Consider the following 14896-nt stretch of genomic DNA (forward strand, 5'->3'; position numbering starts at 1 on the left):
CCTACGGGAGGACATGAACGGTAACCCGCCGACCGGGGCGGCCGACGGGCGGTCGGTCGTCGTCGTCGGCAGCGGATTCGGCGGCCTCTCGACGGCCTGTTATCTCGCCGACGCCGGTGCGGACGTGACGGTACTGGAGAAAAACGAACAACTCGGCGGCCGTGCCAGCCGGCGCTACGCCGACGGCTTCCGGTTCGACATGGGCCCCTCCTGGTATCTCATGCCCGACGTGTTCGAGGACTTCTTCGGCGACTTCGGGCGCGAGCCCTCGCAGTACTACGGCCTCGAACGCCTCGACCCCCACTACCGCATCTTCTTCAAGGACGGCGATCAAGTGGATCTGGTCCCCGACCTGGCCGAAAATCGCGAGACGTTCGATTCCTACGAACCCGGCGCCGGCGAGGCGCTCGACGACTATCTGGAGCAGGCCGCCTACACCTACGACGTGGGCATGGAACATTTCGTCTACGAGGACCGCGCCCGCCTGCGCGACTTCGTCGACCTCGACGTGGTGCGGTACGCCAACGGGCTCTCCCTGCTGGGGACGATGCAGGACCACGTCGAGGACTACTTCGATCACCCGAAGCTCCAACAGATCGTCCAGTACTCCCTCGTCTTCCTCGGCGGCGCGCCGAACAACACGCCCGCGCTCTACAACCTCATGAGTCACGTCGACTTCGAACTCGGCGTCTACTACCCCGAGGAGGGGATGGGCGGCGTCGTCGACGGCATCGTCGCGATGGCCGAGGAACTGGGCGTCACCTTCCACACGGACCACCCGGTCGCGGAGATCAGAGGGCAGGAGGGCGGCTTCGCCGTCCGCACGGCGGACGGCCGCGAGTTCTTCCCCGACGAGGTGGTCTCCGACGCCGACTACGCCCACACCGAACAGGACCTCCTCGTCCCCGAGGACCGCCAGTACGACGCCGACTACTGGGACTCCCGCACCTACGCCCCCTCCGCCTTTCTCCTCTATCTCGGTGTCGAGGGCGACGTGGACCCCCTCGCCCACCACACGCTCGTCCTCCCCACCGACTGGGACGACCACTTCGACACCATCTTCGGCGACGACCCGGAGTGGCCCGAGGACCCCGCCTACTACCTCTGTGTCCCCTCGGAGACGGACGACACCGTCGCCCCCGAGGGCCACAGCAACCTCTTCGCCCTCGTCCCCATCGCCCCCGGACTCGACGACGGCACGGAGCGCCGCGAGGAGTTTCGTGATCTCCTCCTCGACGACATCGCCGAACACACGGGCGTCGACCTCCGGGACCGCATCGTCTTCGAGGAAACCTTCTCGGTCTCCGAGTTCGCCGACCGGTACAACAGCACGCAGGGGACGGCACTGGGCCTCGCACACACCCTCCGACAGACCTCGCTGTTCCGCCCGCCACACGCCTCGACCGAGGTGGACGGGCTCTACTTCACGGGATCGTACACCACGCCCGGCATCGGCGTCCCGATGTGTCTCATCAGCGGCCGCCTGACGGCCGAGCGGATGGCGAAAGAACGACGATGACGGCGGCCGCGGCGCGGTACCTCCTGAAGCTGTCGCGCCCACGGTTCTGGCTCTACCTCGCCGGCCCCGTGGCGGTCGGCGTCGTCTACGCCGCCGCCTCGACGGCCGACCTCTTCACCCCGACGACGCTCACCCTCTTCGCGTACTTCCTTCTCCCCGCGAACGTCCTGCTCTACGGCGTCAACGACGTGTTCGACGTCGACGTGGACGCGGAGAATCCGAAAAAGGAGGGCCGCGAGGTGCGCTACGGCGGCGACCGACTCGTCCCCGTCGCCGTCGTCGTCTGTGGCGGCCTCGCTCTCGCCCCCGTCGCGCTGACGCCGCCGCTCACGTGGCCGTGGCTCGCCGGCTTCCTCGCACTCGGCGTCGCCTACAGCGCGCCACCGCTCCGGCTGAAGACGCGCCCGCCGCTCGACTCGCTCTCGAACGGCCTGTACGTCCTGCCCGGTGCCGCGGCCTACGCCGCCGTCGCCGGCCGCCATCCGCCACTGCTGGCCGTCGCCGGCGGGTGGCTGTGGACGATGGCGATGCACACCTTCTCCGCGATTCCCGACATCGAACCGGATCGGCGGGCGGGCATCGAGACGACGGCGACGAAACTGGGCGAACGGCGGACGTACGCCTACTGCGCCGCCTGCTGGGCGCTCGCCGCCGTCGCGTTCGGCCTGCTCGACGTTCGGCTGGGCGCCCTGATCGGCTGTTATCCCGTCGGCGTCGTCCTCGTCGCCCGGTCGTCGGTGGCGGCCGACCGGGCGTACTGGTGGTTCCCCGCGGTCAACACCGTCGTCGGAGCGCTCATCACGATGGGCGGGCTCTGGAGGCTGGTGCATGGCTGATCCCGGCGGCGGCGACGGCGACGGCGGCGGTGCGAGTGCGAACGCCGCCGCCACGCCTGCGACCCGCCGCGGCGACCGGGCGGCCGTCCAGGCCCGCCTCGACGCCCTCGTCCGCGAGAACCGGTTCACCATCGCCGTCGTCTTCCCAGTCGTCGGCGCCGTCCTCCTCGTCGCGAGCGCGGAGGGACTCCTGCCGCCGCCGCTCGCGTTCGACCCCCTCCTCATCCTGCTGGGGACGCTCGTCATGCGCTCGCCGCTGCTCGTCGGCATCGCGCCGCTGATCGACCGGACGGCGGCCGTCGGGGTCGCCGTCCTCGCCGGCTACGCCTACGCCATCGAGTTCGTCGGCCTGCGAACCGGGTGGCCCTACGGCGACTTCCACTACGCCATCGACCTCGGGCCGACCGTCGCGGGCGTCCCCGTCGGTCTCCCCGTCTTCTTCCTGCCGCTCGTCTGCAACGCCTACCTCCTCTGTCTGCTCCTCCTCGGCCCGCGGGCGCGGGCGACGTGGGTGCGCCTGCCGGCCGTGATCGGAACCGTCGTCGCCATGGACCTCGTGCTCGATCCCGGCGCCGTCGCGCTGGGGTTCTGGGCCTACGCCGGCGGCGGCGCCGTCTACGGCGTCCCGCTCTCGAACTTCGCGGGGTGGGTGCTCTCGGCGACGGTGACGGTGCTCGTCCTCGACGCCGTCCTCGACCGGGCGGCGCTGCTCGACCGTCTCGAAACCTGTGAGTTCGCGCTCGACGATCTGGTGAGTTTCGTCCTGCTCTGGAGCGCGGTCAACGTCTACTTCGGTAACTGGGGGGCGGCGGCCGTCGGCGGCCTCTTCGGCCTCGGGCTGGTTCGGACGAACCGCTTCGACGTGCCGACGCGGCCGCGCTGGGTCTAAGTCAGCCGCCGGAGACCCTCGACCGCCCCGCGAAGGAGGCGGCGACCGACCCCGCGGTTCGGGTCGCGGCCGTGGTCGGGGTCCACGTCGCCGGGCACCTCCGGGACACAGCTCACCCGCAGGAAGACGGTTTCGGGGTCGTGGTTCCAGAGCCAGTGCCAGCGCGTCCGCGCCACGAGCGCGAGCTTTCGGGTCGTCGCTATCGACGGCGTCTCGGAGAGCACGTCGTAGTCGCGCTCGCGGATCAGCCGGTGGTGGTCGGCGTAGAGGACGGCGGCCACGAGCACCGGGAACTGGCAGTCCTTCGGGAGATACTCGATGCCGGCGACGCCCTCGCGGTAGAGCGCCTCGGTCCGCCGGAGTTCGCGCTCCATCGCCTCGCGAAAGCCCTCGGTCACCTCGAAGTTTCGGAGGTCCGCCTCGCGGACTCCGTACTCGTCGAGCGTCTCCCGTGGGAGATAGATGCGGTCACGCTCGACGATGTCCTCGCGCACGTCACGCAGGAAATTCGAGAGCTGGAACGCCTCACCGAGCACCGTCGCGTGGGGGAGCGCCCGCTCCGGCTCCTCGGGCTCCATCACCGCCGTCATCATCCGCCCCACCGCGGCCGCCGAGCCGTCCATGTACGCCCGCAGTTCCGCGAACGTCTCGTAGCGGCTCTTGGTCACGTCGGTCAACATCGCGTCGACGAAGGTGTTCACGTCCGCGTCGGGGATGTCGTACGTCTCGCGGAGCTCCGCGAAGGCGGCGAGCACGGGGTCGTCGGTCGATTCCTCGCCCAGCGCCGCCGCGCGGAGCCGTTCGAGTTCCGTACGCTGCTCGGCGGGCGGAACGCCCTCGGCGTCGTCGACGACTTCGTCCGCCACTCGGAAGAAGGCGTAGAGAACGTACGTCGCCTCGCGGACGCGGGCGGGTAGCAGTCGGGTTGCGAGATGAAACGTCTTCCCAGTCCGTCGCTGGATTTCCTTTCCCCGGGCGACGCCGTCGTCGCTCACCATCGTGTCCCCCCCTCCGCCGACCGACCAGTGATGATCGTAGCTGTATCGTAATCCGTCATGTCACCAGAACGTATCGCTGCAGTCGAAGACGACCCCGTGGTTCGGACAGACGTACTTGCAGTGACGGCGGTGCATCGCCGTCTCGCACCGGGGACACCGAGCAGACATACCTTTATATAAATACTACATCGACATGACTGTTCCGCCGGTCGGTCGAGCGATGACCGGATCGAAACGTTTCGGGCGGCTGATCGGGAAGTTTTGAATCGGGTGTCGGACACGTATCGAACGCGAAAAAAAAACGAACGGGGAGCGGAGGCGGTCAGCCGGTCAGCACTCCGACCAACCACACGACTCGCAGGTCTTGCAGCCCTCGGAGTAGTAGAGGCTCATCGACCCGCAGTCGGGGCATTCGGGGCTCTCGCCGGCCGCGAGCAGGTCGGCGGTGTCGTCGGTGTCCGTGGCCGCGGCAGTCGTCGCGCCGCCGTCGGCCTCGGGACCGTCGTTCATCGCCTTCGCTTCGGCCTCCTCGAGTTCCGTCAGGTTCTGCTGTTTGGGGTATGGTCGGTCGATTTCGTCGTCGAGGTAGCGACGCATGGCCGTCCCGACGGCGTCGGGGATGGAGTTGATCTGTTCGCCCTTGTCCCAGGCCACCTTGGGCGAGCGGATGCCCTGCAGTTCGGAGGCGATTTCGCGCGGGTCGACGCCCGAGCGCAGCGCCGTCGAGATGGTCTTCGCCAGCGCCTCGGTGAAGGAGGCGGTGAAGCCGCCCGAGTTGCCGATGTTGGCGAACAGTTCGAACGGTCGGCCCGCCTCGTCCTCGTTGATGTTGACGTAGAGTTTCCCGTACCCGGTGTCGATGCGCTGGGTGACGCCGTGGAGCACGTCAGGCCGCGGGCGCTTCGTACCGAGTTCGCGTTCGCCGTCGGCGGCCGCGAGCAGATCCTCCAGTTCGGAATCGAGGGCGGCGCGCACGTCCTCGTTGTCGAGGAAGCCCTCGATACCGCCGAAGACCTCCTCGATCTGTTCGACGATGGTTTCGGCCGCCTCGCTCTCGTCCGCGAACTCCGCGTTCTGTGCGCGGGTGGTCAACACCTGCTTCGAGCGCGTGCCGTCGCGGTAGACGGTGACGCCCTTCCCGCCGTGTTCGTAGATGTATCGGTACACCTCGTCCATGTCCTCGATGGAGGCGCTGTTGGGGAAGTTGCAGGTCTTCGAGATGGCGGAGTCGACGCCCTCCTGACACGCACACTGGACCGCGGCGTGTTGTTTCCCGGAGAGGTCGCCGGTGACGACGAACAGTTCGCCGATGGCGTCCGGGACGGTGTCGAGTCCCTCGACGCCGTCGAAGGCGTTCTCGGCCATCTGCTCTTGGGCCTCCCGTTTGACCGCGTCGACGTCGACGTCGTTCGCCTCCAGCGTCCGCAGGAAGTAGTCGTCGAACTCGACGAGCATCTCGTCGCCCTGCACGTCGTCGGAGACGTTCTTGTAGTAGGCGACGTTGTAAATCGGCTCACAGCCGCCGGTGGTGTTGCCGACCATCGACGTGGTGCCCGTCGGGGCGATGGTGGTCGTGTTGTGGTTGCGGATCGGGAAGCCGTCCGCCCACTCGTCGGCGTCCTCGCCCGTGTGGTGTTCGAACCACTCGCGGTAGCGGGTGGGGTCGGCGTACTTCGAGTCGTCCCAGTCCTCGAAGGCCCCCCGTTCCTCGGCGAGCTCGTGGGAGGCCCACTTCGACTCGTGGTTGATGTGGGTCATCAGCTGGCGGGCCACCTCGTTGCCCGTGTCGCTGCCGTAGCGGATGCCGAGCTGGACGTACAGCTGGGCCAGCCCCATGACGCCGAGGCCGATCTTTCGCATCTCCCGAACTTTCCGCTCGATCTCGTCGACCGGGAAGTCCGACATCGTGACGACGTTTTCCAAAAATCGCGTGCCGTAGTCGATGCGGTGGTCGAAGGCGTCCCAGTCGATGGCGTCCTCGAGGAACGCCTCGACTGCTGCTGCCTCCGAGTCGTACGCGTCGGCGTGTTCGTCGGCCCAGACCCGCCAGTCCGGCGCGTCGAGGTCCGCGAGCGTCGAGAGGTTGATGTGACCGAGGTTGCAGGCCTCGTACTCCTCCAGCGGCTGTTCGCCACAGGGGTTGGTCGCGAGGATGCGGTGGTCCGGCTGCGCCTCCACGTCGAAGGAGTGCTGTTTGTTCACGCGTTCGAGGTAGATGACGCCGGGTTCGCCGTTCTCGTGAGCGCCCTCGACGATGTCCTCCCAGATGACCTCGGCGGGCATCGAGAGTTCCTCGCCCACCTCGACGTACTCGCCGAGGCCGAACATCTCGTAGAGCTCCTTCGTTTCGGGGGTCGCAATGTGCGCCTCGCCCGTCCGCGGGTTGGTGAACGTGAAGTCCTCGCCCGCCTGCAGCGCTTCCATGAACTCGTCCGTGACGCCGACGGAGATGTTGAAGTTGGAGAGGTGGCCCTCGACGGCGTTGCGGAGGTGTTTCGGCACGCGCCCCTCGTCGTCGATGAGTTCGCGGGCCTCTTCCAAGGCCGCCGCGAAGGAGTTGTGCGTGAAGTCGTCGGGGTCGTTCAGGCGAAGGGTGTGCGCCAGCGAGACGTCCTTGTTTTTCGCGTGGATGAACTGGATCACGTCCGGATGCGAAATGCGCATGACGCCCATCTGGGCGCCCCGGCGGGCGCCGCCCTGCGCGATGGTCTCGCACATCTGGTCGAACGTGCGCATGAAGGTGATCGGTCCCGACGCGATGCCGCCGGTCGAGCCGACCGCGTCGCCGTACGGTCGGAGTCGCCAGAAGGCATAGCCCATGCCGCCGCCGGACTGGAACACCTGTGCGGCCTCCTTGGCCGTCTGGTGGATGTCGTCGATGTCGTCCTCGGGCGAGTCGACGAAACAGGCCGACAGCTGCTGGAGTTCGTCGCCCGCGTTCATCAGGGTGGGCGAGTTTGGCATGAAAGAGAGCTCGCCCATCAGCGTCTCGAACTCCTCGCGTGTCTCCTCGACGACGGCCCGGACCTCCTCGGGGAGGTCCGGAACGACCGTCTCGTAGGCGAACTTGTTGACGTTGTAGACGGAGAGCGTCGTCTCGGCGTCGGCGTCGGCGGTCGTCCCCGTGCCAAACACCTCGGCGGCGAGTTCGTCGCGTCGGGGATGATCCGGCTTCAACTGCTCGGGCGTGACCGTGATCTCTACGTCCCGCTTGCGCGCCTCGAACACCGCCTCGGCGAGGGCGATGTTTTTCGCGACGCGCGGGAAGAGGTCCTCCGGGTCCTCGATCAGGTCCCCGTTCGCGTCCTTTCGAAGATAGCGCGCCGGGAGGATGTTGTGGTAAGCGTTGGCGGTGAGTCGGTCTTCCAGCGTCTCCCCGTCGGTCCGCTTGATCGGCAGTTCCAGTTCGTCGGTCTCGATGTCGTGCGTACTCATGTGTTAGTCGTCGTGGTGGTCGGTTCGCGGCCCGTCTCTCCCCACCCCAGGGGGGTACACGCGGCCCGGTCGCTGACTCGAATCGGTTCGTCCGTGACGGTTCCTGTAAGTGGAATCGGCGCTGTAAAGGCTTGGGTTCCGGTTGCCAATCTATCCGATTCCTGTCTACTTGCGTTGATCGCAGGCGGCGTGGCGCCGCTACACGTCTCACTCATCGCCGCCCGACGCATATAACGCTATGTAGATCGGAGCGAAAGTGAAATTTGACGGACGAAATCGGCAGACAGCATTCGGAAATCCAGTGGAACGAAAGGGGGGTCAGTTGTGAGGGCGATTCCCCAGTCGACGGGGACACGTGTCACCGACGAACGTAGCGTGTCCGCCACCGCGGGAACCGCCCCACCGTTACATCTCCAGATACTGATATACCGGTAGAACGGCCACAGTGACCGATACCCGCCCACAGACTTATGCGTCCGCTGGGAGTCGGCTCGGATATGTCGCTCACGCCGCAGGTGCTCCTGCAGTTGGGAGGTGCCCTCAGTGGACCCCTCGGACAGTTACTGCTCGTCATCGTCGCCATCGGCCTCGTCGTCGTCGTCGGCCGCATCGTCCTGAAAATCGCGTGGCGGCTGGTGACCATCGCGGCCCTCGTCGTCGGCCTCCTCCTTCTCGCGTCGCTCTTTCTCGCCTAGGCCGTCGCGTCCGGCGTCCGCGCCGCGCGCAGGAAGTTGTCGATGACGTCGTGGCCGACGGCCGTCAGCACGCTCTCGGGGTGGAACTGGACGCACTCGATGGGGTACTCGCGGTGACGAACCCCCATGACGAGGTCCGTGTCGTCGTGGGCCGTCGTCGCCGACACCTCGAAGCAGTCGGGGACTTCGGTGGCGACGAGCGAGTGGTAGCGGCCGGCGCGAAAGCCCTGTGCCAGCCCGGCGAAGACGCCCTCGCCGTCGTGGTCGACGGGGTAGGCCTTGCCGTGGATCGGTTCGGGCGCGTGGCCCACAGTCCCGCCGTAGGCGTAGACGGCAGCTTCGAGGCCGAGACAGACGCCGAGGGTCGGTACCGTCGTGCTGACCTCCCGCAACACCGCGTTCGTCACGCCCACGTCGCGGTCGTTTTTCGGGTGGCCCGGGCCGGGGCTGATGACGATGGCGTCCGGGTCGACGGCCCGCACCTCCTCCAGCGTCGCGGTGTTTTTCAGCACCTCGACCGCTATCGGATCGCCCGTCAACGGGTCGGGATGCTCCGAGATGTACTCGACGAGGTTGTACGTGAACGAGTCGAAGTTGTCGACGACGAGGACCTTCATCGGTGGGCCTCCGGCGTCGGCGACTCTATGCGCTCGATGGCGTCGAGGACGCCGCCCATCTTCTGTTCGGTCTCCTCGTACTCGCTCGCGGGGTCGCTGTCCGCGACGATGCCCGCGCCCGCTTGCACCGTGATGCGGTCCGGATCGCCGCTCGCTATCGTCGCCGTCCGGATGACGATGGCGAACTCGGCGTCGCCGTTCCAGGAGTAGTAGCCGACGCCGCCGCCGTAGACGCCCCGTGGGTCCCGCTCCAGTCGGTCGATGATCTCCATGGCCCGCACCTTCGGTGCGCCGGTGAGCGTCCCCGCCGGGAAGGTTGCGCGCGTGGCGTCGAAGGCGTCGAACGGCGGCGACCGGTCGCCGCCCGCGCCGGGAGTCGCGCCCGTCGCCAGCCGCCCCGTCACCGTCGACTCGATGTGCTGGACGTGGGAGTATTTGAGCACGTTCATGAACTCCTCGACGCGGACGGAGCCGGGGTCGGACACCCGGCGCACGTCGTTGCGTGCCAGGTCGACGAGCATCGTGTGCTCGGCGCGTTCCTTCCCGTCGGCGAGCATCTCGCCCGCGAGTCGGCGGTCCTCGACGGGGCTCGTCCCGCGCGGACAGGTGCCGGCGATGGGGTTCGAGACGACGCGCTCGCCGCCCACCGACACCAGCGTCTCGGGGCTCGCACCCACGATGGAGCGGTCGCCGTGGCGCAGGAGGTACATGTACGGCGAGGGGTTGACCGCCCGCAGCGACTCGTAGAGACCGAGCGGGTCGATATCGCCCGTCAGCTCGCGTTTCCGCGAGATGACGCCCTGGTAGATGTCGCCGTCGAGGACGTGTTCTTTCGCCGCCCGCACCGCGTCCTCGTACTCCTCGCGCGGACCGACCGTCTCGCCGGCGCGGACGAACCCACCCGTCTCCGGGTCGCCGGCCTCGGCGAGCGCCCGCTCCACGTCACGCGCTTCGTCGAGGAGGGCGTCGTAGGTCGAACCGGGGTCGGCGTCGGGGTCGACGACGGGCGTGAAGATCAGTTGGATGGCGTCCTCGGCGTGGTCGAACGCGAGCGTCCGGGTCGTCAGGACGAACTCCGCGTCCGGGACGATCGGTTCGGGTCGCTCCACTCCAACCTCGTCGAGCCACAGGTCGTAGACGGCGTCGTAGGCGAGGAAGCCGACGAGGCCGCCGTCGAGGTGCTGTCGGTCGGCGTCGGGAAAGCCCACCCGTTCGAGGTCCGGCAGCGTCGTGCGGAGGGCGTCGAGAACGTCCGCGTCGGGGTCGTCACCGGCTTCGCCGGTTGCCCGAGGGGTCGCGGCCCCCTCGTCGTCCGTGCCGGCCGTCGCTGCGACCAGGTCGGCGGCCGGGCCGCCGAGGGACTGGACGGTCACCTCGCTCCCCGTCACCGAGACGACGGCGTCGGGGTCGTAGCCGACGAAGGAGAATCGGGCGTGTCGGTCCGCACCCTCGCCGTCGGCGGTGAACGCGCCCTCGGGGTCGCTGGAGGGCGTCTTCTCCGCGCTCTCCAGCAGGAACCCGTAGTCGCTGTGGTCGTCGAGGGCGGCGTACGCCGAGAGCGGCGTCGACTCGACGTCGAGCGTGACGGCGAGGCGGGCGACCACCGGTTTGTCGCCCCCGAACAGGTCGACGAACGCGGCGCGGTCGCGGTCGGGGGTCACGCGATCACCCCATCGGTCGTTCGAACACTGTCTATCACGCCGACACCTCCGACGCCGCGTTACGAACGAACGACGCGACCGCGTCGTGGTCCTTCTCGCCGCCGGCCCGCTCGACGCCGCTGGAGACGTCGACGGCGTACGGATCGACCGTTCGTACCGCCTCGGCGACGTTTTCCGGGGTCAGCCCGCCGGCGAGGACGACCGGGGTCGTACAGGCGTCGACGAGGGCGCGCGCCGCGTCCCAGTCGTGGGTCTCGCCCGTGCCGCCCGCACCGTCCTCGGTCGTCGAGTCGAGGAGGATGGCGTCGGCGACGCCGTCGTAGCTGCGAACCCGATCGGGGTCGGTCGCGTCGACGGCGGTGATCACGTCCGCGCGCGCCTCGCGGCGGACGTACCGGACGTCCTCGTCGTCGAACCCGCCGTGTAACTGGATGGCGTCCGGAGCGACGGCGCCGGCGAGTTCGACCGCCCGGGTCGCGGTGTCGGGCATCGACACCAAGACCGTGGAGAGGAAAGGCGGCGCGGCCGCGACGAGGTCGGCGGCGCGGTCGGGCGGGACTTCGCGGGGCGTGTCGACCGACACCTCGGTGATGATCCCGACGGCGTCGGCACCCGACTCGGCCACCGCCCGGAGGTCCGCCTCGTTCGTCACCCCGCAGATCTTCGACCGGACCATCAGGCACCCCGCAGGTCGTCGAGTTTGGCGACGGCGGTTCCCGAGTCGATGGCCTCGCGGGCCGCGTCGACGCCCGACTGCAGGTCGTCGGCCGCGCCGGCGACGTAGATCGCCGCGCCCGCGTTCGCGAGGATGATGTCGCGTTTCGCCCCCGTCACGTCGCCCTCGACGATGCCGCGGAGGTCGGCGGCGTTCGCCTCGGGGCCGCCGCCCGCGACGGCCTCGATGGGCGCTCGATCCAGGCCCATATCCGCCGGCGTCAGCGTATACTCCGTCACTTCGTCGCCGTCGACTTCCGCGACGGTCGTCGCGTCGTGGAGCGCGATCTCGTCCATGCCGGAGCCGTGGACGACCATCGCTCGCTCGACGTCCATCTGCGCGAGCGCACGGGCGAGGACGGGCACGAGGTCGGGGTCGTAGACGCCGACCACCTGTGCGTCCGCGCCGGCGGGGTTCGTCAGCGGCCCGAGCACGTTGAACACCGTCCGCATCCCGAGTTCCTTCCGCGGGCCGATGACCGCCTTCATCGCGGGGTGGAAGACGGGGGCGAGCATGAAGCCGATGCCGTCGCGCTCGATCGCTTCCTCGACCGACGGCGGTTCGGCCTCGACGTTCACGCCGGCGACTTCGAGGACGTCCGCGCTCCCCGAGGAGGAGGAGACGGAGTAGTTACCGTGTTTGGCGACGGCGACGCCCGCGCCCGCGACGACGATGGCGCTCGTCGTCGAGACGTTGATCGTGTCGTAGTCGTCGCCGCCAGTGCCGCAGGTGTCGACCAGCGGCGACCGGTCGGGCGAGATGGTCCGCGCCGCGTCGCGCATCCCCTGCGCGAAGCCGGCGATCTCCGTCTCCGTCTCGCCTTTCGCCCGGAGCGCCGTCAGCAACGCCCCGATCTGTGCCTCGGTCGCCTCCTCGAAGACGGCGCGGGCCGCGTCCCGTGCCTCCTCGCCGGTCAGGTCCTCGCCGTCGGTGACGCGTTCGATATAATCCTGCATGGATGAACACCAGTGTATGAGTTCGGGTTACGATGAACAAATCTATACATCGTCTTAAACCTGTCGTCGGAACGCCGCGGCGAAGACGGATCACGCTACGGCGAGACGAATCTCGTCGCTGGCGACGATACCGGCTAATAACTCCCCCGGAATCGCCCTCCGAAGGCCCGTTCCGAAAGGTTCAATTAGTGCCCGGGGATACGTTTGGATGCGTTCGAAAGCACGTCACGACCGGGTTGGTGGTCTAGTCTGGTTATGACACCTCCTTGACATGGAGGAGGCCGGCAGTTCAAATCTGCCCCAACCCATTCCTTTATACGGGCTAATCGCCCTCCGTTTCCAACCTCCTTAAGACAGGGGTGGTCGGCGTGAGCCGGATCACTCGGATCTACCGACACCGCTCTGTGGCTTCTGTGGTGGCCGTATCGGAGACGACGAGGAGCCGTGTCCGGCGCGTGGCGAGGGGACGTTCTCACCGGAAGCGGAGGAGCGTCAGAGAGTGGAAGGGCTGTAGCTGACAAAGCTACTTACGTATGAATTCATTATAAATTTGTATGAGCCGAACGTCGATCCCGGTCGATTCGTCGACGAAGGACCTGCTCGACGACCTGAAGCGTGACGACGAGACGTGGGACGAGTTCTTGACGCGTATCGCGGCCGACGAAGAGCCAATCGAGGCCGGTGCGTGGTCGACCGACGAGGCGGAACGGGCGAAAGAGCGCGTCCGCAAGTCCCGAGAGAACTGGGACGACCGATGACGTTTCTCGACTCGTCGGCGATCATCGACTACCTCGGCGGCGTCGAGGACGTCATCGACTATCTCGACGGCCGGGAACCCTTCTTCACCTCGACGCTCTGTGTCTACGAAGTCATCGACGGCAAACTCGGCTCGGGGGCGACCGACGTACGGGACGTGCGTGGAGACTTTGGCGGCGTGCAAGCCCTCGACCTCACCGAGGGGATCGCGCTCGAAGCGGCACGGCTTCAGGACCAAACGATGAGCGACGGCGTTCGGCTCTCGACGCCCGACGCCCTGATCGCCGCGACTGCCCGCTCGACGGGCGACGAACTCGTCGTCTCTGATGGGGATTTTCAGACGGACGTGCTCGAATCATCTCTCACCGTGACGAATCTGCGGAAGTAATCGACGGCTGTCTTCCCTCGATCTACATGATCCACCCGAAGTCCGTGACGGTGGTCCCGACCACCTCGTCGACACCGACGCCGGAACGATACCGAGCATTCGGACGCTTGCCACCCGTTAGAAAACGGGCAGCACCTGGGTGATGACGAACAACGCGATGGCCCCCACGACGAGCAAGAACGCAAGCACGCTTACGAGATCACCAATCAGCTTGGCGAGGTCCATAAGCGAGAGCACTTCCGGATACTAAATAATCGTTTGGGGGAGCGTATCGGCAGAGCGGACCCGAGAACGGGGATGTCGGATCGTCATGCGACGCACGGGCTCGTGGGCGTCGTAGAGTCGGAAGCCGGTCCATCCCGGAGCTCCGGACCGGAGGGGTTTTGTAGCGCTGCCGGGAAAGGGAGGTAGACGGCACGGTCAGGCAACCCCTTTCAGCCCACGTGTACTCCACGTGTGGTCCCGTTGACTGACCTACCCCGTCTCTCTACCAACCCCGAGCGACTGCTACTGCGGTGTTCGAAACGTCGAACGGACGACCAGCGCAGCCACCGTAACCCCCACGGCACACGTCCCGTCACCACTGCTCCGAGACGCGTTCCCCGCCGGAGACTTCGGGGATCATCACGTCGTCGGCGCCGGCGTGGCGGGCGACCGACTCGTAGGTTTCGTCGCCGACGCGGACGATCACGGTCAGGTCCGGCGCCAACTGCGTCGCGAGGAGGGCGATCTGAACGTTCACGTTCGAGTCGTCGATGGCGGCGACGAGCGTGTCGGCGCGGTCGATGCCGGCGTCGCGCGTCCCCGTCGACGCCAAAGAGGTCGGCGTCGAGGACGCGTTCGTACTGCGCAGGGCCGTGTTCGACGACGTACTGCGCAGGGCCGTGTTCGACGACGTACTGCGCAGGGCCGTGTTCGACGACGACGATCACGCGGCCGCGCTCGCGCGACCGTTCGGCCGAACATCCCGTAGCCACAGATGATGGTGTGCTCGCTGATCGACGTCCGTTCTCGTTGGTCTTCCACGCGTCTGAGTTCCTCCTTGATCTGCCCGCCGAACGCCGCCGTCAGCGCCGTCTCGCCCGTCCAGAGTACAGCCACGACGAGCGCCACGCGGACGACGATGGCGAACGCCTTGACGCGCTGGACCGGCCCCGACGCGGTCCGGTGGTGGATCGCGATGCTCGACGGATCGAGCAGCCAGAACGCCGCGTCGACGACGCCGACGCCCCAAACGAGGACGAACCCGGCGACGACGACGCCCACGAGCGTCAGGGCGGGGCGAGCGACGCGCTGGAGTAACCACCGGTTCGCGACGATGGGGACGGTCGGCCGGGTTATCACTTGCCCCTGGCGGATTCGACGCAAAGGCGTAGACCTCCGCGCAAACGTTACCGGGGGACTGTCACCCCTTCACACGACGGCAGCGGT

Annotated in this window: 16 protein-coding genes and 1 tRNA gene; 9 read left to right on the forward strand and 8 right to left on the reverse strand. The window is 67.6% G+C overall.

Going from position 1 to position 14896, the window contains the following annotated elements:
* Positions 1-13 precede the first annotated feature (13 nt).
* The 3 genes from DU484_RS15070 to cruF are packed head-to-tail and all read left to right on the forward strand — an operon-like array spanning position 14 to position 3244.
* Positions 14-1519 (forward strand): phytoene desaturase family protein, encoded by a 1506-nt coding sequence (locus DU484_RS15070; protein ID WP_114586772.1) that lies wholly within the window; start codon positions 14-16, stop codon positions 1517-1519.
* Positions 1516-2355, forward strand: coding sequence for a prenyltransferase (locus tag DU484_RS15075; protein ID WP_114586773.1), 840 nt, complete (start codon positions 1516-1518; stop codon positions 2353-2355). Before DU484_RS15070 ends, DU484_RS15075 begins: the two co-directional genes overlap by 4 nt.
* Positions 2348-3244 carry a bisanhydrobacterioruberin hydratase gene (gene cruF / locus DU484_RS15080; RefSeq protein WP_114586774.1) on the forward strand — a complete coding sequence of 299 codons (897 nt, stop codon included), beginning with the start codon at positions 2348-2350 and terminating at the stop codon, positions 3242-3244. Before DU484_RS15075 ends, cruF begins: the two co-directional genes overlap by 8 nt.
* Here cruF and DU484_RS15085 read toward each other — a convergent pair.
* The 3 genes from DU484_RS15085 to DU484_RS15090 all read right to left on the reverse strand — a co-directional run bounded on the left by DU484_RS15085 (position 3241) and on the right by DU484_RS15090 (position 7677).
* Positions 3241-4242: a phytoene/squalene synthase family protein gene (locus tag DU484_RS15085; protein ID WP_114606345.1), complete on the reverse strand. Its 1002-nt coding sequence runs from the start codon at positions 4240-4242 to the stop codon at positions 3241-3243. The genes cruF and DU484_RS15085 overlap by 4 nt on opposite strands.
* 60 nt (positions 4243-4302) lie before the next feature.
* Positions 4303-4410, reverse strand: a complete 108-nt coding sequence (locus DU484_RS20630; protein ID WP_316043095.1) for an HVO_2523 family zinc finger protein — start codon at positions 4408-4410, stop codon at positions 4303-4305.
* A 162-nt stretch (positions 4411-4572) separates the two neighbouring features.
* Positions 4573-7677, reverse strand: coding sequence for an adenosylcobalamin-dependent ribonucleoside-diphosphate reductase (locus DU484_RS15090; protein WP_114606346.1), 3105 nt, complete (start codon positions 7675-7677; stop codon positions 4573-4575).
* 497 nt (positions 7678-8174) lie between these two features.
* Between DU484_RS15090 and DU484_RS15095 the strand changes: the two genes are divergently transcribed.
* Positions 8175-8372: a hypothetical protein gene (locus DU484_RS15095; protein ID WP_114586777.1), complete on the forward strand. Its 198-nt coding sequence runs from the start codon at positions 8175-8177 to the stop codon at positions 8370-8372.
* Here DU484_RS15095 and trpG read toward each other — a convergent pair.
* From trpG to trpD, 4 genes are read right to left on the reverse strand one after another with little or no spacing between them, the layout of a single operon-like run.
* Positions 8369-8989: an anthranilate synthase component II gene (gene trpG, locus DU484_RS15100; protein WP_114586778.1), complete on the reverse strand. Its 621-nt coding sequence runs from the start codon at positions 8987-8989 to the stop codon at positions 8369-8371. The genes DU484_RS15095 and trpG overlap by 4 nt on opposite strands.
* The gene (gene trpE / locus DU484_RS15105; protein WP_114586779.1) at positions 8986-10650 is read right to left on the reverse strand and encodes an anthranilate synthase component I; all 1665 of its coding nucleotides are present in this window, start codon (positions 10648-10650) and stop codon (positions 8986-8988) included. The genes trpG and trpE overlap by 4 nt, the downstream gene beginning before the upstream one ends.
* A 34-nt stretch (positions 10651-10684) precedes the next feature.
* Positions 10685-11326, reverse strand: coding sequence for a phosphoribosylanthranilate isomerase (locus tag DU484_RS15110; RefSeq protein ID WP_114606347.1), 642 nt, complete (start codon positions 11324-11326; stop codon positions 10685-10687).
* Positions 11326-12321: an anthranilate phosphoribosyltransferase gene (gene trpD / locus DU484_RS15115; RefSeq protein ID WP_114606348.1), complete on the reverse strand. Its 996-nt coding sequence runs from the start codon at positions 12319-12321 to the stop codon at positions 11326-11328. The genes DU484_RS15110 and trpD overlap by 1 nt, the downstream gene beginning before the upstream one ends.
* A 233-nt stretch (positions 12322-12554) precedes the next feature.
* Between trpD and DU484_RS15120 the strand changes: the two genes are divergently transcribed.
* From DU484_RS15120 to DU484_RS15130, 3 genes are all read left to right on the forward strand, one after another.
* Positions 12555-12629, forward strand: a tRNA-Val gene (locus tag DU484_RS15120).
* 246 nt (positions 12630-12875) lie between these two features.
* A complete protein-coding gene (locus DU484_RS15125) occupies positions 12876-13079 on the forward strand; it encodes a hypothetical protein (RefSeq protein WP_114586782.1) in 204 nt (67 codons plus the stop codon).
* Positions 13076-13465, forward strand: coding sequence for a PIN domain-containing protein (locus DU484_RS15130; RefSeq protein WP_114606349.1), 390 nt, complete (start codon positions 13076-13078; stop codon positions 13463-13465). The genes DU484_RS15125 and DU484_RS15130 overlap by 4 nt, the downstream gene beginning before the upstream one ends.
* A 577-nt stretch (positions 13466-14042) precedes the next feature.
* On the opposite strand, the gene DU484_RS20495 is transcribed toward DU484_RS15130, so the two are convergent.
* Entirely contained in the window at positions 14043-14207 is a 165-nt protein-coding gene (locus DU484_RS20495; protein WP_262342799.1) for an NAD-binding protein, read from the reverse strand.
* A gap of 13 nt (positions 14208-14220) precedes the next feature.
* On the opposite strand from DU484_RS20495, the gene DU484_RS20500 reads away from it, so the two are divergent.
* Together DU484_RS20500 and DU484_RS20505 are read left to right on the forward strand one after the other, a co-directional pair.
* A complete protein-coding gene (locus DU484_RS20500; RefSeq protein WP_262342800.1) occupies positions 14221-14448 on the forward strand; it encodes a hypothetical protein in 228 nt (75 codons plus the stop codon).
* A 31-nt stretch (positions 14449-14479) separates the two neighbouring features.
* The gene (locus DU484_RS20505; protein WP_157969581.1) at positions 14480-14767 is read left to right on the forward strand and encodes a hypothetical protein; all 288 of its coding nucleotides are present in this window, start codon (positions 14480-14482) and stop codon (positions 14765-14767) included.
* Positions 14768-14896: the final 129 nt, after the last annotated feature.

The sequence above is a fragment of the Haloplanus rubicundus genome, from assembly GCF_003342675.1.
In the GTDB taxonomy this organism is placed as follows: domain Archaea; phylum Halobacteriota; class Halobacteria; order Halobacteriales; family Haloferacaceae; genus Haloplanus; species Haloplanus rubicundus.